23 protein-coding genes and 4 tRNA genes are annotated in these 25,371 nt (G+C 68.1%); 20 read left to right on the top strand and 7 right to left on the bottom strand.

The window, feature by feature from the left end; all coding sequences use genetic code 11:
* Position 1 precedes the first annotated feature (1 nt).
* The 3 genes from EV140_RS02375 to EV140_RS02365 form a co-directional block, all read right to left on the bottom strand.
* Complete coding sequence (locus EV140_RS02375) at positions 2-1,201, bottom strand: thiolase family protein (RefSeq protein ID WP_130280656.1); 1,200 nt, start codon at positions 1,199-1,201, stop codon at positions 2-4.
* A 76-nt stretch (positions 1,202-1,277) separates the two neighbouring features.
* Positions 1,278-2,528: an HRDC domain-containing protein gene (locus tag EV140_RS02370; RefSeq protein ID WP_422386077.1), complete on the bottom strand. Its 1,251-nt coding sequence runs from the start codon at positions 2,526-2,528 to the stop codon at positions 1,278-1,280.
* Complete coding sequence (locus EV140_RS02365; RefSeq protein ID WP_130280654.1) at positions 2,521-3,108, bottom strand: DUF3000 domain-containing protein; 588 nt, start codon at positions 3,106-3,108, stop codon at positions 2,521-2,523. Before EV140_RS02365 ends, EV140_RS02370 begins: the two co-directional genes overlap by 8 nt.
* Positions 3,109-3,143: 35 nt before the next feature.
* Between EV140_RS02365 and EV140_RS02360 the strand changes: the two genes are divergently transcribed.
* Positions 3,144-4,355 (top strand): alpha/beta hydrolase family protein, encoded by a 1,212-nt coding sequence (locus EV140_RS02360; protein ID WP_130280652.1) that lies wholly within the window; start codon positions 3,144-3,146, stop codon positions 4,353-4,355.
* On the opposite strand, the gene EV140_RS02355 is transcribed toward EV140_RS02360, so the two are convergent.
* Positions 4,321-5,037 (bottom strand): dihydrofolate reductase family protein, encoded by a 717-nt coding sequence (locus EV140_RS02355; RefSeq protein WP_130280650.1) that lies wholly within the window; start codon positions 5,035-5,037, stop codon positions 4,321-4,323. The genes EV140_RS02360 and EV140_RS02355 overlap by 35 nt on opposite strands.
* A gap of 99 nt (positions 5,038-5,136) precedes the next feature.
* On the opposite strand from EV140_RS02355, the gene zapE reads away from it, so the two are divergent.
* From zapE to EV140_RS02310, 9 genes are all read left to right on the top strand, one after another.
* Positions 5,137-6,105 (top strand): cell division protein ZapE, encoded by a 969-nt coding sequence (gene zapE, locus EV140_RS02350; RefSeq protein WP_130281045.1) that lies wholly within the window; start codon positions 5,137-5,139, stop codon positions 6,103-6,105.
* A gap of 230 nt (positions 6,106-6,335) precedes the next feature.
* On the top strand, positions 6,336-9,191 hold the full coding sequence (mbhE, locus tag EV140_RS02345) for a hydrogen gas-evolving membrane-bound hydrogenase subunit E (protein WP_241971270.1): 2,856 nt from the start codon (positions 6,336-6,338) through the stop codon (positions 9,189-9,191).
* Entirely contained in the window at positions 9,188-9,541 is a 354-nt protein-coding gene (locus EV140_RS02340) for a sodium:proton antiporter (protein ID WP_130280646.1), read from the top strand. Before mbhE ends, EV140_RS02340 begins: the two co-directional genes overlap by 4 nt.
* Entirely contained in the window at positions 9,538-11,169 is a 1,632-nt protein-coding gene (locus EV140_RS02335) for a monovalent cation/H+ antiporter subunit D family protein (RefSeq protein WP_130280644.1), read from the top strand. The genes EV140_RS02340 and EV140_RS02335 overlap by 4 nt, the downstream gene beginning before the upstream one ends.
* The gene (locus EV140_RS02330) at positions 11,166-11,543 is read left to right on the top strand and encodes a Na+/H+ antiporter subunit E (protein ID WP_157985579.1); all 378 of its coding nucleotides are present in this window, start codon (positions 11,166-11,168) and stop codon (positions 11,541-11,543) included. Before EV140_RS02335 ends, EV140_RS02330 begins: the two co-directional genes overlap by 4 nt.
* On the top strand, positions 11,540-11,806 hold the full coding sequence (locus EV140_RS02325) for an MrpF/PhaF family protein (protein WP_198674317.1): 267 nt from the start codon (positions 11,540-11,542) through the stop codon (positions 11,804-11,806). Before EV140_RS02330 ends, EV140_RS02325 begins: the two co-directional genes overlap by 4 nt.
* Positions 11,806-12,171 (top strand): monovalent cation/H(+) antiporter subunit G, encoded by a 366-nt coding sequence (gene mnhG, locus EV140_RS02320; protein ID WP_130280640.1) that lies wholly within the window; start codon positions 11,806-11,808, stop codon positions 12,169-12,171. The genes EV140_RS02325 and mnhG overlap by 1 nt, the downstream gene beginning before the upstream one ends.
* A gap of 205 nt (positions 12,172-12,376) precedes the next feature.
* Complete coding sequence (locus EV140_RS02315) at positions 12,377-13,594, top strand: ammonium transporter (protein WP_130280638.1); 1,218 nt, start codon at positions 12,377-12,379, stop codon at positions 13,592-13,594.
* A gap of 94 nt (positions 13,595-13,688) precedes the next feature.
* Complete coding sequence (locus EV140_RS02310) at positions 13,689-14,756, top strand: hypothetical protein (RefSeq protein WP_130280636.1); 1,068 nt, start codon at positions 13,689-13,691, stop codon at positions 14,754-14,756.
* 1 nt (position 14,757) lies between these two features.
* Here the strand turns inward: EV140_RS02310 and EV140_RS02305 are convergent.
* Positions 14,758-14,833, bottom strand: a tRNA-Val gene (locus EV140_RS02305).
* Between the two features lie 130 nt (positions 14,834-14,963).
* On the opposite strand from EV140_RS02305, the gene EV140_RS02300 reads away from it, so the two are divergent.
* From EV140_RS02300 to EV140_RS02270, 7 genes are all read left to right on the top strand, one after another.
* Positions 14,964-15,035, top strand: a tRNA-Gly gene (locus tag EV140_RS02300).
* A gap of 36 nt (positions 15,036-15,071) precedes the next feature.
* Positions 15,072-15,142, top strand: a tRNA-Cys gene (locus tag EV140_RS02295).
* 39 nt (positions 15,143-15,181) lie between these two features.
* Positions 15,182-15,256 (top strand) — tRNA-Val (locus tag EV140_RS02290).
* Between the two features lie 63 nt (positions 15,257-15,319).
* The gene (locus EV140_RS02285; protein WP_241971250.1) at positions 15,320-17,206 is read left to right on the top strand and encodes a glycosyltransferase family 2 protein; all 1,887 of its coding nucleotides are present in this window, start codon (positions 15,320-15,322) and stop codon (positions 17,204-17,206) included.
* Positions 17,199-18,404: a hypothetical protein gene (locus EV140_RS02280; RefSeq protein ID WP_130280634.1), complete on the top strand. Its 1,206-nt coding sequence runs from the start codon at positions 17,199-17,201 to the stop codon at positions 18,402-18,404. The genes EV140_RS02285 and EV140_RS02280 overlap by 8 nt, the downstream gene beginning before the upstream one ends.
* A 170-nt stretch (positions 18,405-18,574) precedes the next feature.
* Positions 18,575-20,488 (top strand): threonine--tRNA ligase, encoded by a 1,914-nt coding sequence (gene thrS / locus EV140_RS02275; RefSeq protein ID WP_241971269.1) that lies wholly within the window; start codon positions 18,575-18,577, stop codon positions 20,486-20,488.
* A 5-nt stretch (positions 20,489-20,493) separates the two neighbouring features.
* The gene (locus EV140_RS02270) at positions 20,494-21,060 is read left to right on the top strand and encodes an HIT family protein (RefSeq protein WP_130280630.1); all 567 of its coding nucleotides are present in this window, start codon (positions 20,494-20,496) and stop codon (positions 21,058-21,060) included.
* A 2-nt stretch (positions 21,061-21,062) separates the two neighbouring features.
* Here the strand turns inward: EV140_RS02270 and pdxY are convergent, their stop codons facing one another.
* Together pdxY and EV140_RS02260 are read right to left on the bottom strand one after the other, a co-directional pair.
* Positions 21,063-21,914: a pyridoxal kinase PdxY gene (gene pdxY / locus EV140_RS02265; protein WP_130280628.1), complete on the bottom strand. Its 852-nt coding sequence runs from the start codon at positions 21,912-21,914 to the stop codon at positions 21,063-21,065.
* Positions 21,915-21,921: 7 nt separating this feature from the next.
* Entirely contained in the window at positions 21,922-23,262 is a 1,341-nt protein-coding gene (locus EV140_RS02260) for an aminotransferase class I/II-fold pyridoxal phosphate-dependent enzyme (RefSeq protein ID WP_130280626.1), read from the bottom strand.
* Between the two features lie 89 nt (positions 23,263-23,351).
* Here EV140_RS02260 and pdxS point away from each other — a divergent pair, with 89 nt between their 5' ends.
* The 3 genes from pdxS to EV140_RS02245 all read left to right on the top strand — a co-directional run bounded on the left by pdxS (position 23,352) and on the right by EV140_RS02245 (position 25,352).
* Positions 23,352-24,242 (top strand): pyridoxal 5'-phosphate synthase lyase subunit PdxS, encoded by an 891-nt coding sequence (gene pdxS / locus EV140_RS02255; protein ID WP_096421327.1) that lies wholly within the window; start codon positions 23,352-23,354, stop codon positions 24,240-24,242.
* The gene (gene pdxT, locus EV140_RS02250) at positions 24,232-24,831 is read left to right on the top strand and encodes a pyridoxal 5'-phosphate synthase glutaminase subunit PdxT (protein ID WP_130280624.1); all 600 of its coding nucleotides are present in this window, start codon (positions 24,232-24,234) and stop codon (positions 24,829-24,831) included. The genes pdxS and pdxT overlap by 11 nt, the downstream gene beginning before the upstream one ends.
* 200 nt (positions 24,832-25,031) lie before the next feature.
* The gene (locus tag EV140_RS02245) at positions 25,032-25,352 is read left to right on the top strand and encodes a hypothetical protein (RefSeq protein WP_130280622.1); all 321 of its coding nucleotides are present in this window, start codon (positions 25,032-25,034) and stop codon (positions 25,350-25,352) included.
* Positions 25,353-25,371 lie beyond the last annotated feature (19 nt).

Raw genomic sequence — 25,371 nt, 5'->3', positions numbered from 1 at the left:
ATTACTTCTTCTTTCCGTCGTAGTGAGGGTTTTCCCAGATCACGGTGCCGCCCTGGCCGAGACCGACGCACATCGCGGTCATGCCGTATCGCACCTCGGGGTGCTGTTCGAACTGGCGGGCGAGCTGAATCATGAGGCGCACGCCCGAGCTCGCGAGCGGGTGTCCGACCGCGATGGCGCCGCCCCACGGGTTCACCCGCGCATCGTCGTCGTCGATCCCGAAGTGGTCGAGCAGGCTCAGCACCTGAACGGCGAAGGCCTCATTGAGCTCAAACAGGCCGATGTCGTCGATCGTGAGACCCGCCTTCTTCAGGGCCTTCTCGGTCGACGGGATCGGCCCGATGCCCATGACCTCGGGCTGCACGCCGGCAAAGGCGAAGCTCACCAGGCGCATCTTCGAGGTCAGGCCGAGTTCGCGGGCGGCGTCGGCACTGGCCAGCAGGCTCACGGTCGCCCCGTCGGTCAGCGGGGAGGCGTTGCCCGCCGTGACGCGGCCGTGCGGGCGGAACGGCGTGCGCAGGGTCGCGAGGCCCTCCATCGTCGTCTCGGGACGCAGGCCCTCGTCGTCGGTCGCCAACCCCCAGCCCTGCTCGCTGCGAATCGCGACCGGCACCAGGTCGGGCTGGATGTGACCAGCCTCATAGGCGGCGGCGACCTTCTGCTGACTGCGCATACCGAAACGGTCGCTGCGCTCCTTCGTCAGGTGCGGGAAACGATCGTGCAGGCGCTCCGCGGTGAGCCCCATGTTGAGGGCGTCGCCGCTGACGAGCTTTTCGGCGAGGAAGCGCGGGTTCGGGTCGGCGTTGCCGCCCATCGGGTGGCGGCCCATGTGCTCGACTCCGCCGGCGATCGCCACGTCGTAGGCGCCGAACGCGATGGACCCGGCGGCCGTGGTGACAGCGGTCATTGCGCCCGCGCACATCCGGTCGATGGCGTAGCCCGGAACGCTCAAGGGAAGCCCCGCGAGAATCGCCGCCGTGCGGCCGAGGGTCAGGCCCTGGTCGCCTTCCTGCGTCGTCGCGGCGATGGCGACCTCGTCTACCCGGTCTTTCGGCAGCTCTGGATTGCGCTCGAGCATGCCAATCATGGCTTTGACGATCAGGTCGTCCGCTCGAGTGTTCCAGTACATGCCTTTTTCGCCGGCTCGTCCAAACGGGGTGCGAACCCCATCGACGAAGACGACATCGGCTCGTTCGGCCACAGTGCCTCCCAGTTCGGTTTCGGTGTTTGCCCAGCCTAGGAAGGTGGGAGTCGCGGCGATAGCCGGTTGGGTGAACCTACGAAGGGGGCGCGACGTCCTCGTCTACCGCTTGGTCAGCATCCACAAAAGCGGAGGCGATTGTTAGTGCCGTTGCGTCAATCTGCCAGGGGCGGGCACCGAGGGATTCGAGGGCTGACGCGACGCTCTCGGTCGAGATGGGGGACGGCGGGTTCCATGCGACGCGCCGCAGCGTATCGGGCGTCAGGAGGTTCTCGAGCGGGATCTCGAGGTCGTCGCCGATCGCTGTCAGTGCCTCACGCGCCGCACGCAGGCGTCGGTCGGCCTCGGGGTTTCTGTCTGACCAGGAACGCGGAGGAGGAAGCGTCGCCTCCTCGCGCACCCGCAATACAGGGAGGTCGTCGGTCGTGCGCCCCGCCTCGATCGCGGTCCACCAGCGGTCGAGCTGCGAACGGGATGCGCGACCGTGGAAACTCGACAGGCTCGCCAGTTCGCGTTTCGATTCGGGCATAGCGCGCGCCGCCGCGACGATCGACGCGTCGGGTATCAGTCGCCCCGGTGCGATGTCGCTCGCCTGCGCCGCCGCGTCGCGCGCGAGCCAGAGCTCGCGAGCGACAGCGAGGGCTCGCTGGCCGCGCACCGAGTGCAACCCCGAGAGACGACGCCAGAGTTCAGCCCGCGGTTCCGGCGTGGGTTTCGCGAGAACGGCCGCAAACTCCTGTTCGGCGGCGCTCAGCTTTCCTGCGCTCTCAAGACGGTCGTGGATGCGATCGCGCACGTCGACGAGAAGCTCAACGTCGAGCGCGGCGTAGGTGAGCCACGACTCGGGAAGGGGACGTGTCGACCAGTCAGCGGCCGAGTGCTCTTTCTTCAGGTGCAAGCCGAGCGTCTCTTCGACGACCGCCGCAAGGCCGACGCGGGGGAGTCCCGCGAGGCGGGCGCCCAGCTCCGTGTCAAACAGCGTGGCCGGTTCGAGGCCCACCTCGCGGAGGCACGGCAGGTCTTGGCTGGCCGCATGCAGTACCCATTCGGCGTCGCCAATCGCCTCCTGCAACTCGCCGAATCGCTCGATAGCGGGCGGATCGAACAGCGCTGTGCGCGACCCGCGACGGTAGACCTGAATGAGGTAGGCGCGTTGCGAGTAGCGGAAACCGCTCGCACGTTCAGCGTCGACCGCGACCGGGCCGTCACCCTCTGCAAGCGATTCGACGGCGCGCAGGTAGTCGTCCCGCGTCTCGATGACGTGCGGGGGCTCGGCGGGCCGTGCGATCCGCAGCTGTTCGGGGGCCTCGTCGGAGTCGTCAGCCACGGCTTCTCCGAATCGCGGTGATGGGAGTAACGCCCTCTTGGACGGGGGGGTAACCGGCGAGCATGCAGAGCAGCTCGGTCCACCCCTCGACGTGTGCGGAGAGGTCGTCGCCGATCGGGCTCCACGAGGCGCGAAGCTCCAGCTGAGCTCCGGACCCCTGCGGGGCAAGGCTGCCGAAGCCGGTCGAGAGCACCTTCGTCGCGGTTCCGCTCTCGGCCGTGAACTGGGCATCGCGCACGGCGAGTCCGTCCATGAGCCATGACCACGCCACATCGGCAACAAAGGGGTCAACCCCTATGTCGTGTTCGAGGGGGGCCTGCGCAAAACAGATGATGCGAATTGCGCCCTCCCAGGCCTCCGGCTCATCCGGATCGAACAACACGATGAGCCGACCCGTGCCCAGGTCGGAATCGTCGGCGTGGTGCGCCGGATTGACATCGGCTGCGAGTGCGTGGGTGTAGGGCGCGAGGCCTGTGGGCGCCGAGATCTCGCTGATGACCAGCTCGTCGCGCGGCGTCGCGCGGGCGATCGACGCGACGATGGCGTCAAACCGGTCGGCAGGGGAGGCGGTCGTTGGCACGCCTTGAGGCTAGGCCGAGTTGATACGGTCGGCGCGTGAGACTCGCCGCAGGGCCCCGCCCAGACACCGCCCGCACGGTGCTGAGAGCGCTGGGGGGCGCCACGGCGGCGCTCGGCGCAATCGCCGTCACGACGGGCGCTGCCGCCCTCGCGATTGCCGGGAGCGCAGCGCGGGCGGTGGTGACGCCGCCGGGGGAGCGACCAGAGGAGGTCGTCCTGCACGGGGTGGATCGTGCATCCCGAACCGTGACCGTCTCGGCGACGCCCGAGACCGAACTTCCCGGCCGGTACAGTCTGTGGTTCGACCGCGGGCGCGGGCACGCCCGAGTTGGCACGATCGTTGGTCGCGGCCCCGGAGTCGTGATTCGCGAGTTGCTATCGGTCGAGCGCGGCGAGCTGGAGGCGGCGACCCACGCACGCTGGGGAGCCTGGTACTACCTCACCCCCGCAGACCTCCGGGTGCCGTTCGACGAGGTGGCGGTCGCAACGGAACTGGGGCCAGCGCCGGCCTGGCTCATTCCGCCGGCTCGGCCGAGTACGCGGTGGATCATTCAGGTGCACGGTCGTGGCGTCACCCGCGCCGAGGGGCTGCGCGTCGTACCCACTGCCCGCACCAGCGGCTGGACCAGCCTGTTGATCAGCTATCGCAACGACGGCGACGCGCCGTCATCTCCCGACGGACGCTACGGGCTCGGCGACGACGAGTGGCGCGACGTCGCCACCGCGATTCGCTTCGCCCGCGACCGGGGAGCTCAGCAGATCGTGCTGATGGGCTGGTCGATGGGGGGCGCGACCGTCCTGCAAACCGTGCTGCGCGCATCCGAGGCCCGATACGTCGACGGAGTGATCCTCGAGTCGGCGGCTGTCGACTGGCGGGCGGTGCTCGCGCGGCAAGCGCAGCGCCGCGGGTTGCCGCGGGCCATTCAGACGCTCGCAACCCGCGTGCTGACGGAGCAGTGGGGGGTGCGACTCACCGGACGGGCGGCGCCGATCGACCTCGACCGCCTCGACGCGACCGCCCGTGCCGCCGAGCTCGGAGTGCCGCTGCTCGTGCTGCACAGTGACGATGACCCCGATGTGCCCATCGAGCCGATCCTGCGTCTCGTCGCCGCGGCGCCGGGCGACGTGCACCTCGAACGGTTCACCGTCGCCGGCCACACCCGACTGTGGAACTACGACCCGCGTCGCTTCGGGCGGGCGATCGAAACGTGGCTCAGCCGGCTTCCGGAGCCCAGCGACCGTAGCTGAACCCTTCGTCATCGACGAGGAGTTGCCGGGGAACAAGGCGCGCCACGGCGCTGTCGGTGGCCGTGAGAGGCGTCCCGCCGCCGATCGCAGGCGCGACCGTCAGGCACCACTCGTCGACGAGGCCGGATGCGCGGAACTGGTGCGCGAGTGACGGCCCGCCCTCGCAGACGAGCTGGGTGTATCCGCGGGCTCGCACGGCATCGACGACGGCGTCAGCGTCGAGTCGGCCGTCGTCCGCGGCGGCTAGCGTGACCACCTCGTGGGGGAGTGCGGTGAGCGCGTGCCGCGCACGGTCTGCCCCGTCCGGCGTCGTGACCACGAGGAGTTCACGCTCGGCGGCGGAGGGGGCGAGCCGGTGGCCGTCGAGCGCGCCGCTGCCCGACACGACGACGATCGCCGACCCCTGTGCGGGCCCGATCGCCTCGCGGCGTACCGTCTCGGCGCCGATGATGATCGCGTCGGCGTGGGATCGCACGGCCCGCAACACCCGACGGTCCGTGTCTGAACTGATGGACGCGGAGGTGCCGTCGTCGCCGGCCGTCTTGCCGTCGAGCGTCGAGATCAGCATCAGGCGAAGGCCAGGGCCCAGCGGCCGATACCAGTCGTGCAGCCGCTCATCGCTGTCCGGGGAGGCGAGGTCGACCACGCCTCCATCGGAGGGCAGCACCCGGCGCAGCAGCATGCCGCCACGCTAGTAGAATTGGGCGTTCCCCGCCGCCGACCTAATGAGAATCCGGTGCCCCTCTCCACTGCGCTCAGCCTGTGCGACCGCCGTCCCGGTATGGGGCCCGACGAACTCATCGGTCACCTCGTTCCGCCGCCCCAGTTCGCGACGGCGAGCCTGGAATCCTACGTCCCCGACCCCGAGCATCCCAGCCAGCAGGAGGCTGTCGATGCGGTGCGCGAGTTCGTTGACGGCGCGAGCGCCGCCAAAGGCGGTCTCTTTCGGCGCAAGCCCGCGACGCCGCCCACCCGGCCCGGCATCTACCTTGACGGCGGGTTCGGCGTCGGCAAGACCCACCTGCTCGCGTCGCTGTGGCACCGCACCCGAGGCCGCAAGTACTTCGGCACGTTCATCGAGTACACCGCGATCGTGGGCGCGCTCGGCTACCGCGAAGCGGTGCAGCACTTCCGCGGCGCACAACTGATCGCCATCGACGAGTTCGAGCTCGACGACCCGGGCGACACCATGGTGATGTCGCGGCTGCTCGGTGAACTGGTGGCGAGCGGGTCCCGCATCGCGGCGACGTCGAACACCCCGCCGCACGCGCTCGGCGAGGGGCGCTTCGCCGCGCAAGACTTTCTGCGCGAGATTCACGCCCTGGCCGACCGATTCCTCACCGTTCGCATTGACGGGGTCGACTACCGCAAGCGCGACATCGAGGGAACCGCGGTCACGGTCGACGACGCTGACCTTGCGCGCACCATCGAGGGCGTCGCGGGCTCGGTCACGCTGGATGCGTTCGACGACGTGTTGCGGCACCTTGCCACCGTTCACCCGTCGCGCTACGTCGGGCTCATCGAGGGGCTTTCGGCCGTGGCCGTGACCGGCGTCCGCACGTTGGATAACCAGACGGATGCGCTGCGCCTCGTCGCGCTCGTTGACCGCCTGTACGACGCGCAGGTTCGCATTATTGCGACCGGTGTGCCCCTCGACCGCGTGTTCGGCGACGAGATGCTCGCGGGCGGATATCGGAAGAAGTACCTGCGCGCGGTCTCGCGAATGATCGCGCTCACCTCAATGTCGTGACGCGACGTGTTCCGGTTATTCCCTGACTGGACTGCGGATTTCCTGAATGTCAGCGGAGCGCGAGCCTGTAGAATAGCGGGCAGGTGCGCCGGGAAGACTGGTCGGCAAATGCGGAGCGCAGAGTGCGCGCCGCGGTACCGCTACGACAGCGGTGCACTACCGCGACGATCAGCACCTGAGGAGCTCATGACCCCTGGAATCGCACACCCGGCAGGTTCCCCGTGAGCCTCATGATGCTGCTCGGCGCCACCCTCGTTGTGGTCGTTGTAACAATGGCCGCCACCGTCGCCATTGGGCGCGCCGCGGGCTGGGTTGCCGCGGCAGGGCTGGGAGCCCTCGCGGTCGCGGTCGCCATGCGAGCATCCGAGGTTCTGGAACCGGGCAGTGTCGTGAGCGAAAGCGTTCCGTGGATGCCGACGCTCGACATCGCCCTCCGACTGCGTCTCGACGGCCTCGGGGCCCTGTTCTTAATCATCGTGCTCGGCATCGGCGCCCTCGTCATGGCGTATTCAGCGCGCTACCTGTCGGGCCGTGACATTCACCGGCACACCGGCTACTACGCATGGATGCTGCTGTTCGCGTTCGCGATGACCGGTCTCGTTCTCGCTGACGATCTCGTGCTGCTGTTCGTGTTCTGGGAGCTGACGACGCTCTGCTCGTTCTTCTTGATCAACCGCTCGGGACGCAAGGCGAGCGCCCCCGCCGTGCGCACCCTGCTCGTCACGGCGATGGGTGGTCTCGCGCTGCTGTTCGCCGTCGTGTTGATCATCGCCCGCACGGGCACCACCGTCGTCAGCGAGGCCCTCGCGAGTGACGCTTGGCAGGCCGACGGCGGGTTCACGGCGGCCGTCGCCGTGCTCGTCGCGATCGCCGCGATGACCAAGTCGGCGCAGTTCCCGTTCCACATGTGGCTGCCCGACGCGATGGTCGCCCCGACGCCGGTGAGCGCCTACCTGCACGCCGCCGCCATGGTGAAGGCGGGCATCTACCTGCTGCTGCTGTTCTCGCCCGCGCTCGCCGGCACGGTCGTGTGGCAGTCGATCTTGGTGACCACGGGTCTCATAACGGCCATCATGGGCGCCGTCTTTGCCTTGCGCCGCTTTGATCTGAAAGAGATCATGGCGTACTCGACGGTCAGCCAACTCGGCTTCATCGTCGCGATCATCGGCATCGGTACTCCGGGCGCCCTCGCGACCGCGGCGCTCTACACGCTCGGTCACGCGCTGTTCAAGGCGGCCCTGTTCATGGTGGTCGGCATCGTCGACCAGCAGGCCGGAACGCGTGACATTCGCCTTCTGCGGGGGCTGGCGCGCCGCATGCCCGTGACATTCGCGACGACCCTGCTTGCCGGGCTGTCGATGGCGGGCATCTTCCCGCTGCTCGGCTTCGTGGCAAAGGAGTACCTGCTCGGGGGCCTGGCCGACCCGGGCGGCCCGGCGTGGCTCGGTGCGGCGCTCGCGGCGACCGGCGTGCTGGCCGCGACGGCGACGTTCGCGTACACCGCGCGCATCCTGCTCGGCGGATTCACCGACTACCGGGGCACCGAACGCGTCGACGACACGCTCGACACGCATCGGATGCCCCAGATGGTCTCCGAGGCATCGCCCGCATTCCTCGCCCCGGCCCTCGCCCCCGCCTTGGCGGGCCTCGTGCTCGGGCCGGCGATCGTGTGGCTACACCCGCTGACCGGGGCGGCCGGCAGCGCCGCCGCCGGTGAGCCGTACACGGCAACGTTCGCGCTGTTCGCGGGTTTCACGCTGGAGCTCGCCCTGTCGATCACGATCATCGTGCTGGGGCTGGTCGTGGTGAGCCAGCGTCGTCGACTTGACCGCGTGTTTGAGCGGCGCATCCTGTCGTTCACCGCCATCGACGTGGTCGAGAAGTTGCGTACGGGGTCGATTGCCCTCGGCGCCCGGGTGGGCGACCTCACCCGCACCGACGGGCAGGCCCTGCACCTTGGCGTGCCGTGGATCCTGCTCGGTATCATCGCGGCCGCCGCCATCGTCGTCGCCCCGACCGCGGGCGCGCTCATCCAGCCCGACGAGCCGTGGACCGATGCGGTTCTGTTCGCGCTCGTCGCGGCCACGGTCATCCCGACCGTGCTCGTTCGCTCGCGACTCACGGCGCTCGTGCTCGTCGGCGGCGCCGGCTTCGCGGTGGCGATCTGGTTCTTCGCCCTCGGCGCCATCGACGTCGGACTCACCCAGCTGCTCGTCGAGCTGCTCACGGTGGTCGCCCTCGTGCTAATTCTCCGGCGTCTGCCCCGGCGCTTCCACCGCGTCTCGCGCCAGCGCACCATCGTGACGGCGGCGATCGCCCTGGGTGCGGGTTTCGCCGCCACGCTTGCAACCCTCGCCTTTACGGGTCGACGCGAGATCTCTGCTGTGGGTCAGTACTTCCTCGACAACGTTTACATCGACACGGGCGGCGAGAACATCGTCAACACGATCCTCGTTGACTATCGCGCGCTGGACACGTTCGGTGAGCTCACGGTCGTGGCGGTCGCCGGCATCGTCGTGATGGCGGTGCTCGGGACCCGCCGGCTCATCGGCGAGCGCGACGTTGCCCTCGCCGTGCCCGAGACCTCCGCCCTCGCCCGCAGCCACGACAACACGATGCCCATCCGGGTCGTTGCGCACTGGACGGCGCCCGTCATCGTCGTGCTGTCGCTGTACCTGCTGCTGCGCGGTCACTACGAGCCGGGCGGCGGCTTCATCTCGGCACTCGTCGGGGCGACGGGCTTCGCCCTCTTCTACCTGGGCGCATCGGCCGACCGTCTCGCGCCTGTCCGCTGGCCGTACCGCGGACTCTTCGCCTCCGGCATCATCGTCGCCGTGCTCACCGGTGTTGCCGGGATGGCGGTCGGGTCGTTCCTGCGCCCCATCCGCTTCGACATCCCCTTGCCCTGGGGTGGTGAGTACGCCTTCACCAGCGCCCTCATCTTCGACCTTGGTGTGTACTTCGCCGTTGTCGCCATGGTGATCGCCGTTCTCAACGAACTCGGTGGGGTGCGCGAGCGGCACGGCGAAATTGTCGAGCGAGCGAAACGATCGACAGAACGTGCCCGAGAGGAGGTGTCGGCATGAGTCTCGCGCTGACCATTGGCTTACTGATGGGGGCGGGTATCTATCTCGTCCTGCAACGCGGCATGATGCGCATCATCTTTGGCTTCATCCTCGTGACCCACGCCATCAACCTGCTGTTGATCGCGTCGGGTGGCGTCGCGCGACGCGATGCTCCGTTCTTCGGCGGCGACACGTCGCAGGCGGCCGACCCGCTGCCCCAGGCCTTCGTGCTCACCGCCATTGTCATCGCCTTCTCGATCACCGTCGTCATGGCGACCTTCGCGGCGATTGGTCGACGGGACGATGACACCGAACCGGACTCCCTGACCCCCGCCGATCTGGGTGACGAGGGCCAGGAGGTGCGCTCATGACCGACGTCGTGTCGTTGCTTCTCCCGATGTTTGCGGGGGCTCCGCTCGTGGTTGGTGGGATCCTGCTCGCTCTGCCGCGACAGCACACGCTGCGCAGCGTGCTCGGCATGGTCTCGCTGCTGGCGATGCTCGCCGGTGCCGTTCTGCTCGTCGTGCTCACCGCGGACGGCACCGTCATTGCGCACCAGGTTGCGTTGTGGCCCGGCGGAATCTCCATCCCGTTCGTCGCCGACCTCTTTGCCTCGCTAGTCCTCACCGTGACGTCGATCCTCGCGGTGGTCAGCTTCCAATACATGATCGCGAGCCGGGAGGCGCGGAGCCCGTCGATTGCCTCGTTCGTGCTGATTCTCGCGGGTGGCGTGGCCGGCGCGCTGCTGACCGGCGACCTCTTCAATCTCTTCGTTTTCATCGAGGTCATGCTGCTGCCCTCGTACGGCTTGCTGCTGGTGCTCAGTCGCCAGGGCGACCTGGGCGGCGCGCGCCTCTATGTCACCGTCAACCTGCTCGCCTCGACGTTGTTCCTGGGTGGGGTTGGCCTCATCTACGCCGTCGAGGGCACCGTGAACCTCGCCGAACTGGCGGGCGCGGCGGTCGACAACCCGGCGACGGCCGTGGCCGCTGCCGTCTGTTTGGGTGCGATCGCCGTCAAGGCGGCCGTGTTCCCCGTGCACGGCTGGCTTGCGCGCACCTACGTCGTTACGTCGCCCGCGGTGACCGCGCTGTTCTCAGGCCTGCACACCAAGGTTGCGATCTACGTGATCTACCGCATCTATGCGGTCGTCTTCGACGGCGACGCCACCTGGCTCGTGATCGCGCTCGTGATTACCTCGCTCACGATGGTGATCGGCGTCTTCGGGGCCATGGGTGAGCCCACGATGCGCTCAATCCTCGTGTTCCACATGGTGAGCCAGATTGGCTACATCCTTGTCGGCGTCGGCTTGTTCACCCAGTTGGGCCTCACGGCCGGCATCTTCTACCTGCTGCACCACATGATCGTGAAGGCCTCGCTGTTCTTGTCGACCGGCGCGCTCGAGCAGACCTACGGCAGTGGTCGTCTCGACCAGCTCGGTGGCATGCGCACCCGCGAGCCACTCATTACGGCGGCCTTCGTGATCGCGGCGCTGTCGCTGGCCGGACTGCCCCCGTTCTCGGGCTTCGTCGCCAAGTTCAGCCTGATTCTCGCCACCATCGACGCGGGGCAGGTGATCGTGGGCATCGTCGCGATCGCCGTCAGCCTGTTCACACTGCTGTCGATGCTGAAGATCTGGGCCGCCGTATTCAACGGCAAGCTGCCGCAGGACAGCGAGCGCCGGGCTGCTGAGGCGCGCGTGCGCGAGACCGCCGGGCTTCTCGACGACGAACCCGTCGACGCGGGCGCCGTCGACGCCGAGATTCAGGCAGCACGCGAGCGCCACGACACCGGGCATGCCGGCGAGGGTGACGATCACGCGCACGACCACCCGCACGGCCTGCGGGTACCGTTACGTCTGGCGCTGCCCGCCCTGCAACTTGCGGTGATTACCGTCTGTCTCGGCGTTGGCGCGGAGTTCTTGCTCGGCCTCTCGGAGCAGGCCGCGGCCGGACTCATCGACACGACCGACTACGTGGTGGCGGTGATCGGCCAGTGAACACTCCCTGGGCGTGGCCCCTGCGCATCCTGATTTTCATCGGCTGGTTCTTCGGCGAGGTCGTCGTCGCGAGCATTCGCGTGCTCGCCGTCATGCTGCTGCCGAAGAAGAAGCCCACATCCGGCATCGTGAAGGTGCACCTTTACGACCTCACCGAGACCGAAGAGACGCTGCTCGTCATCCTCGTCGCGCTGACCCCCGACACGATGCTGATGGCCATCAACCGCGAACGCGGCGACGTGTACGTCTACGGGATGTTCGTGAACGGCGACGTAGACGCGTTCCGTGCCAGCATTCTCGACCTCGAGAGGCGGATGCTCCGCGCCACCCGGTCGCGCCCGCGCGCTGACGGAGGAAAGGACACCCCGGCATGATCCATCCCGTCGTCGCCGTCATCGTCGTGATCATGCTGATCGCCGCGGTCGCCGTCGCGGTCGTGCGCATTGTGGTGGGCCCCACCAAGGCCGACAGTGCTATCGCCGGAGACCTGATCCTTTTTGCCTTCATGGGATTGATGGTGGTGTTCGGCCTGCTGCTCCGTGTCGATGCCGTTCTGGACATCATTCTGGTCGCGGCGATCCTCGGCTTCCTGTCGATTCTGTCGCTCGCGCGGTTGCTGCAGGGGAGGAAGCGCTGATGCTCGATACCGTGCAGACCATCGTCGGCAACGCGATGCTCGTCGTTGGCGCCTTCATCATCCTGAGTGGCGCGATCGGGTTAATTCGACTCCCCGACTTCTACACCCGCGCCTGCGCGATCGCAGCCGCGGCTGGGCTCGGAGTCGCACTGCTCATCGTCGGACTCCTCGTTCTCGACCCGACGGTCGCGAACCTCATCAAGGGAGTCGTCGCCATCATCGGCCAGCTCGTCACCTCCTCGATCGGCGGCTTCGCTCTCGCGCGAGCGGGGTATCTCACCGGGGCGCGGCCCGCATCGTTCACCACGCCCGACCACCTGGCCGATGATGCGTTCGGTGACCCTGACGAATCGCAGCGAATCTGAGCGGTCGTAACAGCGTGCATCCGGAGATCGGAAATGCGATGTTAATCTGCGCCCGCCGCGTGTAACACGACAGAAACAGGGCGCAACCGCCGACGAAACACGCCGGGTTGACACTGTCGAATGTGACCACGGCGACCTCAGCCACCACGAGGCCCCCGAGCTCGGTCACGCTTCCTCGCAATCCGAACTCGAGAGGTACTACCTGATGGATACCGGCGAACTCGCATGGGCCGTAACGGCCACCGCACTCGTTCTGCTCATGACCCCCGGCGTCGCCTTCTTCTACGGCGGCCTCGTCAAGGCCAAGAGCGTCGTCAGCATGATGATGATGAGCTTCGGCTCGCTCGGCCTCGTCAGCGTGCTGTGGATTCTCTACGGCTACTCGATGTCGGCCGTCGACAGCCCGTTCCAATTCGCGGGTAATCCATTCGCCGACTTCGCCCTCGGCAGCATGGTCGCTGACAATGACGGCCTCGTCGGCGTAACCTTCGGCGCGACCTTCGCCATCATCACCGTCGCGCTCGTCTCGGGCGCCATCGCCGACCGCGCGAAGTTCGGTGCCTGGATGATTTTCGTCGGCCTCTTCGCCACGCTCGTGTACTTCCCCGTCGCCGCGTGGGTGTGGGGTGGCGGTTGGGCTTACTCGCTCGGCGAGCTGATGGGCCTGCCCGAGGTCATCGACTACGCCGGTGGTACCGCTGTGCACATCAACGCCGGCGCCGCGGCTCTGGCTCTCGCCCTCGTGCTCGGCCGCCGCGTCGTGTTCGAGAAGGGTGCCCACAAGCCCCACAACGTGCCGCTCGTGCTGCTCGGCGCGTCGCTGCTCTGGTTCGGCTGGTTCGGCTTCAACGCGGGCGCCGAGGCGTTCGGCGGAGGGAACGCCGGGGTTGGCCTCATCATCGTCAACACGCTGGGCTGCACCGCCGCGGCGATCCTCGGCTGGCTCGTGGTCGAGAAGATCAAGGATGGCAAGCCGACGGCCGTCGGTGCCGCCTCGGGCGCCGTCGCCGGACTCGTCGCGATCACTCCGGCGTGCGCGAACCTGTCGCCCGGCTGGGCGCTGGTGCTCGGCGTCATCGCCGGTGCCGTGAGCGCGCTCGCGATCGAGCTGAAGTTCAAGCTCGGCTTCGACGACTCGCTCGACGTGGTGGGCCTGCACCTCGTCGCCGGCATGATCGGAACCCTGTACCTCGGCTTCTTCGCGATCGACACCGGCCTGTTCACCGGTGGCGACTTCGGCCAGCTGATCGTTCAGACGATCGCCGCCTTCGGCGTGCTGATCTACTCGTTCGTCGTCGCCTTCATCTTGGGGCTCGCGATCGAGAAGACGATTGGCTTCCGCGTCAAGAACGAGGACGAGGTCGCCGGCATCGACACCGTGATCCACGGTGGCGAGGCGTACGACTTCGTCGAGCAGAAGTAGTCCTTAGCACCACCCCTTCGGCGGGGCGCTACTCTCACACTCGGGAGGGCGCCCCGCCGTCGTATGCGCGCCTGGCCGAGGGAGGACGACCGTCGTGACCACTCTGGTTTCGCCACCCGCGGTGACCGTGGTCGCGTCTCTCGCCGCCGCCCTCTTTCTCATCGCCGCCGTACTTTTCGTCCGCGCGCCCAGCGGACGGGATGCGCGCTCCATCGGCGTCTCTGCGGCCGTCGCCGTCGCCGTTGCAATGATCGCGGTGCTCGCCCTCGCCGGAACCGTTGACGTCGCTCGAACCGTGTCTGCCAGCGCGGCGGCCACCGGGGGCGGCGCCGTGATCGCACTGCTTCTGCGGCGGCGTGTCGGGGTCGTCGCGCGAAGCGTCGTTGCCGCCCTCGGCGCGGCGCTTGTTGTCGCTCCGATCGCGGTCGTGCACATCGTCGCTGTGCCACCGCTGCTCGAAACAACGCTGGGCGCCGTCGACCTGGGGGGAGCATTTCCGCGTCTCGCCGCGCCGGCCGCCGTCATGGTGGGGATCCTGCTCGTCATCCGCAAGAATCCGGAGTCGACGGCGAACCATGAGCGAGTGCCCATCGGCAGAATCCTGGCCGCGTGTGTCAGCGGCGCACTGTCCGTCGCCGCGTCCGTCGTCGCGGCGGAGGGGCGCCTCGATGAGGCGACCGCGAGCATCCTGGTGTTCGCCGCCGTGGGCGCTGTCACCGGCGCCGTCGGCTGGATGCTCGTCGTGCGCATCGCAGGACGCCCCGCCCACGCGGCGGATCCCGTCGCGGGCACCATCGTCGGGGCGGCCGCCGTGTCCCTGGCCGCCGTGGCGCTCGTGCCCGTCGCCGTGGTCGCGGTAGGAGCTGCGGCCGGTGTCGTCGGGGGAGCGATGCGCAGCGAGCGTCGGCCCCTCCGCGGCGTCGTCTTCGGCCTGCTCGCCGGACTCGCGGCCGGAGGCGTCGTCACGGCGTTGCTCGCCGAGGGGATCGGGTTCGCCGCGACCGGGTCGCTCGGGCAGGCCGCGGCGCAGGGGGGAGCAGTGCTCGTCATCACGCTCGCGGGCGCCGCTGTCGGCGCCGCGGCGGGTGCAGGTGTGCGTGTGGCCACGAGCCGGCGGAAACGCTCCGAAAATGGCGACAGCCCCGGCGAACCGGGGCTGTGAGTGGTGGGCGATACCAGACTCGAACTGATGACCTCTTCCGTGTGAAGGAAGCGCGCTACCAACTGCGCCAATCGCCCGCGGCCTCCATCTTGCCACAACTCGCCGGGCCGTTTGGCCGCTGCTGGACACGCCCGGAGGCGCCGGTTTGGCGCATCGCGCGTCGATTCGCTAGAGTCATCACACGCCCTGACGGAGACCGACGGGCACGCGGATGTGGCGCAGTGGTAGCGCATCACCTTGCCAAGGTGAGGGTCGCGAGTTCGAATCTCGTCATCCGCTCGAGTGACACCTCTCGGTAGTTGGGGGGTCACCCACGGTGGCGTGGCCGAGAGGCGAGGCAGCGGCCTGCAAAGCCGTATACACGGGTTCGAATCCCGTCGCCACCTCACAGCTACCAACCGGCCCCCGCAGGGCCTAAAGCGAGCGGGCGATTGGCGCAGCGGTAGCGCGCTTCCCTGACACGGAAGAGGTCACTGGTTCGATCCCAGTATCGCCCACCACCACAACCCCCGCCACGGCGGGGGTTTCGTCGTTGTGGCGTCCGGCATCGATACGCTCAACTCATGTCGATGGGGGAGACGGTGCCGGGCTACGCCGACCCGCACGAGCATGACGCCTTCGCCGAGCTGCTTCTGCGCTCGCACCTCGTCACGCCCGAAGCGCTCACGTTCGCGCGAGAGGTCGAGCTGCGCACGGGCGCTTCGTTCGACCAGGTGCTCATCAGTGAGGGCCTGCTCGACAGCGAGTCACTGCTGATCGCCGAGGCCGAGGCGTGGGGCGTGCTGCCCATCGACCTTGAGGCGGTGAAGTTCGACGACACTCTGGTGCGCATGGACGAAAACGCCGGCCAGCGCTTCCTCGCCGAAAATTGGCTGCCCATCAAGCGCGACGACGACGGGAGGGTGTTTGTGGCGACGGCGCGCGAGCCGTCCCCGGAACGTGCCGCGCGCATCCAGCAGGCGATCGGGGCGGAGCCCCGCTTCGTCGCGACCACCTCGTGGAACATCAAGAACGCCTGCCTGCGCCTTTTTCGCTCGGAGATTGCCGACTCGGCGGCGAACGAACTGTGGCGACAAAACCCGGCCATGTCGGCCCGCATCACCTTCAGTCGCGGGCAGAAAGTGGGGTCCGCCGTTGCCGGCCTCGGCATCGCGGTGTGTGCCGTCATGTGGCCGGTGCAGACGGCGATCGCGCTGCTCACCCTCGTCAGCCTGGTCTTTCTCGCCGGCACGAGCTTCAAGTTCATCGTCGCGATGCGCGGAGCCGGCTACGACGTGGTCGAGCGCGTGTCGCGCGCCGACGTCGCGGCCCTCGACGACCGCGACCTGCCGCGCTACACCGTGCTGGTGCCCGTGTTTCGCGAGGCCAACATTGTGGCGCAACTGATCCGCAACCTCGGTGGCATTGATTACCCCATCGAGAAGCTCGAGGTGCTGATTCTGGTCGAGGAGGAGGATCACGATACCCGGGATGCGGTGCTCGCCTCCGACCCGCCACCGCACTTTCGTATCGTCACGATTCCGAAGGGCCAGCCGCAGACGAAGCCGCGGGCCTGCAACGTCGGGCTGTACTTCGCCACCGGCGACTACCTCGTCATCTACGACGCGGAAGACACGCCCGACCCCGACCAGCTGAAGAAGGCCGTCGTGGCGTTTGCGCGCGGTGGCGAAGAGACCGTCTGCGTGCAGGCGGCCCTCAACTACTTCAACAACACCGAGAACGTGCTCACGCGCATGTTCACGCTCGAGTACAGCTACTGGTTTGACTACATGCTCGCGGGGCTCGACATTGCCGACCTGCCGATTCCGCTCGGGGGCACATCGAATCACTTCCGCACGAGCGCGCTTCTCGAGCTGGGCGGCTGGGACCCGTACAACGTGACCGAAGATGCTGACCTCGGCATTCGCGCGAGCGCGCTCGGGTACCGCGTCGGCGTGATCAACTCGACCACGATGGAAGAGGCCAACACCTCGATTCCGAACTTCATCCGGCAGCGCTCGCGCTGGATCAAGGGCTACATGCAGACGAGCCTCGTTCACGCCCGGCAGCCCGTTGCTCTCATTCGGCAGATCGGGTGGGTGCGGTTTCTCAGCTTCGTCCTGCTGATCGCGGGCACGCCGTTGACCTTTCTCGGCGTGATTCCGGCTTATCTGCTGACCGCGATCACGCTCGCATTGCCCACCGAACTCGTGGCGCCGTTCTTTCCGGTCTGGCTGTTGTGGCTGACCCTGCTGAACTTCGTCGTCGGCAACGTCATCATGATCTACCTGTCGATGATGGGGCCGTACAGGCGCGGCGCCTTCCACCTCGTGTTGTGGGCGTTGCTGAACCCGGTGTATTGGCTCTTGCACTCGTGGGCGTCGTACAAGGGGCTCTGGCAGCTCATCACGAAGCCGCACTACTGGGAGAAAACCGAGCACGGTCTGACGAAGCAGGATGCTCATGGCTGAGTACCCGTCTCTCTCGCGGGCCGCTGTGCTCGATCGCCGCGAGCGGGCTCGACGCGACGAACAGCTACGACGGTCGCTGCCGTTTCCGCGCAGAGCATGGCGACGCTGGACGCTGCGGCTCGTGTTCATGGTGCCGGGTGTCATCGTTGTGGCACTCGGGGTACCCGGGATGTTGGGGGAGAGTTCTCCGAACGCCGAACTGCTGGCCCGCGCCACGTCGTTTGAGTGGGACCGCGCCGACTCGCTCTGGCTGTCGTTGCTGTACCCGCACATCTCAACGGGCATCGCGGTGGCCCTTGCGCCGTTGGGGGCGGCGGGGCTGGCAATCGCCGGAGTCGTTGCGGCCGGATTCCTGCTGCAAGGGGCCATCGAGATCTTGGCGCAACGGGCCGTCTCGGTCTCTTTCGGGACGGCTCTCATGGTCGCACTTGCGGCAACGCCGCTGTTCTTTTTTCTCGTCAATGAGAACCTCGCCGTGTTTCTCGCGATCACGTTCTTCGGGTTGGCCCTCGCTGACATTCAGCGTTTCGTGACCTGGGGAAACACGGGCAGCGGCTTTCGTGCGGGGCTCCTGCTTGCGGCGGCGGCCCTCAGCGATTCGTCCGGTGTTGTGCTGCTCGTTGTCGCTCTCGTCGCCGCTCCGTATCTCCGCTCGGGTCGGTGGACCACGCGCGGGCTGCGCGCGGCCAACACACTGGTCCTCGCGTTTCCTGCGCTCGGCACCCTCACCACCGTGGTGCTGCTGAACATTGCCTTCTTTCGGGTTCTGTGGCCGGACGAAACGGGTGAATTGTGGGCGTCGATTCCCGAACGCCTGGAGCAGCTCAGCGTCATCTACACCGAGACTCCCGTGACCGCTCTGCTGCTTGCGAGCCCGGTTCTCGTCGCCCTGGTCATCGCCATCATCACGCGGCGCCCGACCGTGGCCCTCGTCGCCGCGGCCGCCTTCGCGCTGATCCAGGCAGGCTTCGTCGTCGGGCTCGTCTCCGTCGGTGCGGCGGGGACGACCTATCTGGTCGTCACGCTGCTCGCGATCACCCTTCTGCCCACCGGACGTTCAGTCGTTCAAAATGCGCTGCTCACCGTGGTCGCCGTCGGCCAGCTTGCGTTGGGGTGGCTCATCGCACTCGATCGTGACCTGGTCGTCGACTGGATGCGCATCGTGAGCGAGGCGATGCTCGTCGTACTCGGGGTCTAGCGCGGACCAACACGCACCCGCGCCGCCGCTAGCATGGACGGGCCCCTGCCCCGCCGTTGAAAGGTCTCCCGGTGACTGACGCCCCCGCCCCCGCCGTTGCAATCGAGACGGTGGAGACGACGGAGGAAACGGACGGCTTCGGCCTGTTCACCGACCGCAGTGTCGTCGCGATGCGCGTCGACGGCGAACTGCTCGACCTGGCTCGTCGCGTGCCGGCCGGCACCCACGTCGAGCCGGTGACGGTCTCCTCGCCCGACGGGCTGAACATCCTGCGCCACTCCGCCGCGCACGTTCTCGCCCAGGCGGTGCAGCAGATCAATCCGGATGCCCGGCTCGGCATCGGACCGCCCGTCACCGACGGTTTCTACTACGACTTCGATGTGCCCGCCGCGTTCTCGAGCGACGACCTGTCTGCACTGTCGAAGGCGATGGAGCGCATCATCCGCTCCGGGCAGCGTTTTGTGCGCCGCGTCGTCACGGAGGAGGAGGCGCGCATCGAGCTCGCCGACGAGCCCTACAAGCTCGAGCTCATCGGGCTGAAGGGTTCGGCTGCCGAGGGGAGCGACGGCGAAAGCGTCGAGGTGGGCGGCAGCGAGCTGACCATCTACGACAACGTCGACCCAAAGACGTGCGAGGTGCACTGGAAGGACCTGTGCCGCGGCCCGCACCTGCCGAATACCCGCATGATCGGCAACGGCTGGGCGCTCATGCGCGTGGCCGCCGCCTACTGGCGCGGCAGCGAGAAGAACCCGCAACTGCAGCGCATCTACGGCACGGCCTGGCCGTCGAAGGACGAACTGCGCGCCTACCAGCACCGCCTGGAGGAGGCGCAGAAGCGCGACCACCGTCGCCTCGGCACCGAGCTGGACCTGTTCAGCTTCCCCGACGAGATCGGCTCGGGGCTTGCGGTGTTCCACCCGAAGGGCGGCATCATCCGCCAGGTGATGGAAAACTACTCGCGGCAGCGGCACACGGAGGCGGGCTACGAGTTCGTGTACTCGCCGCACATCACGAAGTCGAACCTCTTCATGACGAGCGGCCACCTGCAGTGGTACGCCGACGGAATGTTCCCGCCCATGCACCTCGACGAGGAGCGCGACGAGACGGGCCACGTTACCCGCCAGGGCCAGGACTACTACCTGAAGCCCATGAACTGCCCCTTTCACAACCTGATCTTCCGCTCGCGCGGCCGCTCGTACCGCGAGCTTCCCTTGCGCATGTTTGAGTTCGGCAGCGTCTACCGCTACGAGAAGTCGGGCACGCTGCAGGGGCTCACCCGCGTGCGCGGCATGACGCAGGACGACGCCCACATCTACACGACTCCCGAGCTCGTGAAGAGCGAGCTCACGGGCACGTTGAACTTCGTCCTCGGGCTGCTGCGCGACTACGGCCTCGACGACTTCTACCTCGAACTGTCGACTCGCGACCCCCAGAGCGAGAAGTTCGTCGGCTCGCCCGAACTGTGGGAGACGGCGACCCGGACCCTGCAGGAGGTCGCCGAAGAGTCGGGCCTCGAGCTCGTCCCTGACCCGGGCGGCGCGGCCTTCTACGGCCCGAAGATCTCGGTGCAGGCGCGCGACGCGATCGGGCGCACCTGGCAGATGTCGACCATCCAGCTCGACTTCAACCTCCCCGAGCGATTCGACCTGACCTACGCCGCCTCCGATGGCACGAAGCAGCGGCCGATCATGATTCACCGCGCCCTGTTCGGGTCGATCGAGCGCTTCTTCGCCATCCTGGTCGAGCACTACGCCGGATCGTTCCCGGCGTGGCTTTCTCCGGAACAGGTGGTGGGCATCCCGGTTGCCGAGCAGTACGGCGACTACCTCGAAGACGTCATCGGCCGTCTGCGGGCGGAGGGCGTGCGCGCGCACGTCGACCACTCCGACGACCGCATGCAGAAGAAGATCCGCACGCATACGACGCAGAAGGTGCCCTACCTGCTCATCGCGGGCGAGGATGACCGTGCGAACGGCGCGGTCAGCTTCCGCTTCCGAGACGGCACGCAGCTGAACGGCGTGCCGGTCGACGAGGCGATCGCCCGCATCACGGGCGCGATCGCCTCCCGATCGCAGGAACTGTAGCCCGGATGCACGCGGACGCGAACGGCACCGGCTCGCCCCCCGAGGCGGCCGACGACTTCGCGGGCGTTCCCGACGCCTTTCAGCGTCTGTGGACGCCACACCGCATGGTGTACATCGACGACGAGGACCGAACGGGGGAGCGTTCGGGGTGCCCGTTCTGCCGAGCGCCGGGGCTCGACGATGCGACCGGACTCATCGTCGCGCGCGGCGTGCACGCCTACGTGTTGCTGAACCTGTATCCCTACAACAGCGGCCACCTGCTCGTGTGCCCGTACCGCCACGTCGCGAGTTACGACGAGGCGACGGCCGAAGAAGCCGCTGAGATCGCATCACTCACGCAGTCGGCCATGCGGGTGCTGCGCGAGACGAGCCGCTGTGACGGATTCAACATCGGCATGAATCAGGGCGCGGTCGCCGGTGCGGGGATCGCCGGTCACCTGCACCAGCACATCGTGCCGCGGTGGGCGCAGGACGCGAACTTCTTCCCCATCGTGGCACGCACGAAGGCGGTGCCGCGGCTGCTCGGCGAGGTGCGCGACGAGCTCGCAGCCGCCTGGCCGACGGCCGAGTGAACCTAGCGCACCTGGCGCACCGCGAACTGCATGCGCGGGTGCGCATACGCCTCCTGCGACTCGACGAGCTGCAGTTCGCGCTCGCCCGAGTTGAGGGTGTTCTGCAACAGGTCGAAGACGCTCGAGGCCGTTCGGGCGAGTGCGTCGGCGGCGTCACCCGTCCGCCGGTAGTGAGCGGTGAACAGCGCCGCCGTCACGTCACCCGAACCGTTCGCCGTCATCGGCAACTGCGGGGTGGCGACGATCCAGGCGCCGTCGTCGGTGACCGCGAGCATCTCGAGCGTGCCCTCCTCGCGGTCCGGTCGCTCGACGCTCGTGACGAGAACCGTGCGCGGGCCGATCGCGCGGGCGAGGTCCACAGAGCGCAGCGTTGACTCGAGCGTGTCCGGCTCGGTGCCGGTGAGGTAGCCGAGCTCGAACTGGTTGGGGGTGATGATGTCGGCAGCGGGCACGACGCGCTCGCGCAGCAGAATCGGGATGGCCGGGGCGACGAAGCACCCGCTCTTCGCGTTGCCCATCACGGGATCGCACGCGTAGATCGCCGCAGGGTTTGCCGTCTTGATGCGTGCCACCGCGTCGAGAATCACGTCGGCGATGCCCTCCGAGCCCTGGTAGCCCGAGAGGATCACGTCAATGTGCGGGAAGACCCCGCGCTCCTCGATGCCGGTGATGACCTCCCGCACGTCGTCCGAGCTGATAAGCGAGCCGCGCCACGCGCCATAGCCGGTGTGGTTCGAGAAGGTCACCGTGTAGACGGGCATGACCTCGACACCGATGCGCTGCAGCGGGAACACGGCGGCCGAATTGCCGACGTGCCCGTAGGCGACGGCGGACTGAATGGAGAGCACCTTCATCACTCGATCATCCCAGTTCGGCCTGCGCGAGCCGCCCACCCGCGGCGCGCACGGCGCTGGCGATGTCGGCGGCGAGGCGCTCGGCATCGCCGTCGTCGAGGTCGTGAACGGTCAGCCGCAGCCGGTGATCTGTGATGACGGCACCGAGCGAGAACTCGTCGCCCGTTCGTGCCAGCCAGCCGCGACGCATGAGCTGCTCGGAGACATCCCGCGCCGGCACGGGGAGCGCCACCCACAGGTTCAGTCCGTCTCCGGCGGTTGTCGGGACGCCGTGTGCGCTGAGCTTCTGCGCGAAGGCAACGTTTCTCGACGAGTAGTGGTCGGCGGCGCGAGCGATGTCGCTGACGACGGCGTCATCGGTGAGCAGTGAAAGCGCGAGTCGCTGTAGCAGGTGACTGACCCATGTGGTGCCGGGCGTGAGACGGGTGGCGAGCCGTTCGGCCGTGTCGGGGTCCGATGCGACGACCGCAAGGCACATGTCGGGCCCCAAGAACTTCGACACGGAGCGCACGAGCGCCCACCGCTTGCGCTCGGGCCCGATCAGTGACCGGAACGGCGTGCGCGACAGCATCGAAAAGTGGTCGTCTTCGATCACGAGCACGTAGGGGTAGTCGGCAAGCACCGCCCGCAACGCCGCAGCGCGCTCTGGGCCGAGGCTCGCGCCGGTGGGGTTCTGCGCCCGTGGCGTACAGACGATCGCGCGCACCCCCTGCTCGAGCGCCGCGCGCAGCCCCTCGACCGTCATGCCGTCGTCGTCCACGGGCACGGGAACGGGTCGGTAACCGTTCACGCGAACCGTATGGATGCTCGTCAAGAAGCACGGGTCTTCTAGCGCGACGGCGTCGTCGCGCACGAGAGCCTGCGCGAGGAGGCGATCGACAGCATCCGCGGCGCCGCTCGTAACAGTCAACCGCACGTCGGAGGGGGCGAGGTCGGCGCGCATCCACTGCATGGCCCAGATTTCGAGGTCGGGGTCAATGACCGGCTCGCCGTACAGGATGGGGCGGCCGACCACGCCGGCCAGCGCGCGCGACGGGTTCGGAATGAGATCCGAGTCGGGGTTGCCGGTGGCCACGTCGCGCAGCACGCTGTCGGCCGCAAAGCCTTCTTGGGCGACCGGGGAGCGGTCGGCGACCCTCGTTCCCCCGCGACCGAGCGTCACGACCATTCCTGCTTGAGTGAGTTGCCGGTAGGCCGCGACCGCGGTGTTGCGGTTCACCCCCAACTCGTCGGCAAGGTTCCGCACGGGGGGCAGCGCATCCCCCGGGGCCAGTACGCCGCGCTCAATGAGCGCCCGCACGCTGGCGGCGATGTCGGCGGCTGAGCGTCCGGTGATCTGGGGTCCCATCACCCCATGCTATCTTTTGGCCTAGGCCAACGATACGTTCGTGCCAGCATCCTGCGCGTCGGCGCACCACTTGTCGAAGGGATTCCCTCATGAGCACGTCTGAGACCGGCACCGCCCGCGTGAAGCGGGGACTTGCCGAGATGCTGAAGGGCGGCGTGATCATGGACGTCGTTACCGCCGAGCAGGCGCGCATCGCCGAAGACGCCGGCGCCGTCGCTGTCATGGCGCTCGAGCGCGTTCCCGCCGACATCCGCGCACAGGGGGGCGTCGCCCGCATGAGTGACCCCGACCTGATCGAGCAGATCATGGCCGAGGTCTCGATCCCCGTCATGGCGAAGGCCCGCATCGGCCACTTTGTGGAGGCCCAGGTCTTGCAGTCGCTCGGCGTCGACTACATCGACGAGTCGGAGGTGCTGAGCCCCGCCGACTACGTCAATCACATCGACAAGTGGGGCTACGACGTGCCGTTCGTCTGCGGTGCCACGAACCTGGGTGAGGCGCTGCGTCGCATCACCGAGGGTGCCGCCATGATCCGCTCGAAGGGTGAGGCCGGAACGGGCGACGTCTCGGAGGCGACCAAGCACATCCGCACCATCACGGGCGAGATCAACCGCCTGCGCTCGCTCACGAAGGACGAGCTCTACGTCGCGGCGAAAGAGCTGCAGGCCCCGTACGAGCTCGTGCGCGAGGTCGCCGAAACCGGCAAGCTTCCCGTGGTGCTGTTCACGGCCGGCGGTGTCGCCACCCCCGCCGACGCGGCGATGATGATGCAGCTCGGGGCCGACGGCGTGTTCGTTGGCTCGGGCATCTTCAAGTCGGGCGACCCCGTCGCCCGCGCGAAGGCGATCGTCAAGGCGACGACGGCGTTCGACGACCCAGCGGTCATCGCCGACGCGTCGCGCGGACTCGGCGAGGCCATGGTCGGCATCAACGTCGCCGACCTGCCCGCGCCGCACCGCCTCGCCGAGCGTGGCTGGTAATACCCCGCCGGTCGGCGTCCTCGCCCTGCAGGGCGACGTGCGCGAACACCTCGCCGCCCTGAGCGCGTTGGGCGCCGACGCGCGCCCGGTGAAGAGCGCCGGCGAACTCGAACGGGTCGCCGGGCTCGTGATCCCGGGCGGCGAGTCCAGCGTGATCGACAAGCTGTCGCGGATCTTCGACGTGCGCGATGCGATTCGTGCGCGTATCGCGAGCGGCATGCCCGTCTATGGCACCTGCGCGGGCCTCATCATGCTCGCCGACGACCTCGTCGACGGCATCGCGGGTCAGCAGACCTTCGGCGGGCTCGACGCGACCGTCCGACGCAACGCGTTCGGAACTCAGCTCGACTCGTTCGAAACCGAGCTTGACATACCGGCGCTCGGCGAGCCGCCCGTGCACGCGGTCTTCATTCGTGCGCCGGTGGTGGAGCGGGTCGGCCCCGGCGTCGAGGTGTTGGCGCGCGTCGACGACGGACGCATCGTCGCGATCGAGCAGGGGCCCCTTCTCGGCACCGCTTTCCACCCCGAGGTGGCGGGGGAGCACCGCTTCCACGAGAGGTTCCTCGAGAGAGTGCGCGCAGCATCCTGACCGACCTTGTCGGCGCGCCGCCCGGCAGCGCCGCCGCGGGGGCGCAAGCATGGCGCCATGCTGCTGTATTCGCCCTACTCCGCGCAGCGCGCCCGCCAGGTTGCGGCTGACGTGGCTGGCGTCGTCGCGGTGGCGCCGTCAGTGCCCCCTTCGACGCGGCAGCGGGAGCAGGAGACTCGGTCAGCGACGCAGGGGTCGCCGTGATCGACGTGGTCGACACCGCGGCCGTCCTCGCCGGGTGGATCGTCGCCCTCGGCCTGCTCACGCTGATCGCCTTCGTCTGGGTTTGGCCCCGCGTCAGATTCGTGCAGCGCCGCCGAGGTGCCGAGCGGATGATCGCGGCCGGCATGTCGACGGACACCTTCGCGGTCAGGGCGCTGGCGACCGCGCGCCTCGGCGCTCTCGGCCGCGTTCACCCCGACCCGGGGTCGGCCCTGCTCGCGGGCGACCGCTCGACGATCCGGGCGCTTGCCGAGCTGGAGCTGCGCCGCCTCGGCGTCGCGTCAGACCTCCTGCCCTAAACTTCTCGGGTACCGCCCC

This window comes from Microcella alkaliphila (assembly GCF_004216855.1).
Taxonomy (GTDB): Bacteria; Actinomycetota; Actinomycetes; order Actinomycetales; family Microbacteriaceae; genus Microcella; species Microcella alkaliphila.
Note: the sequence above shows the minus strand (reverse complement) of the source record. Positions and strands in the feature narration are given on the sequence as shown.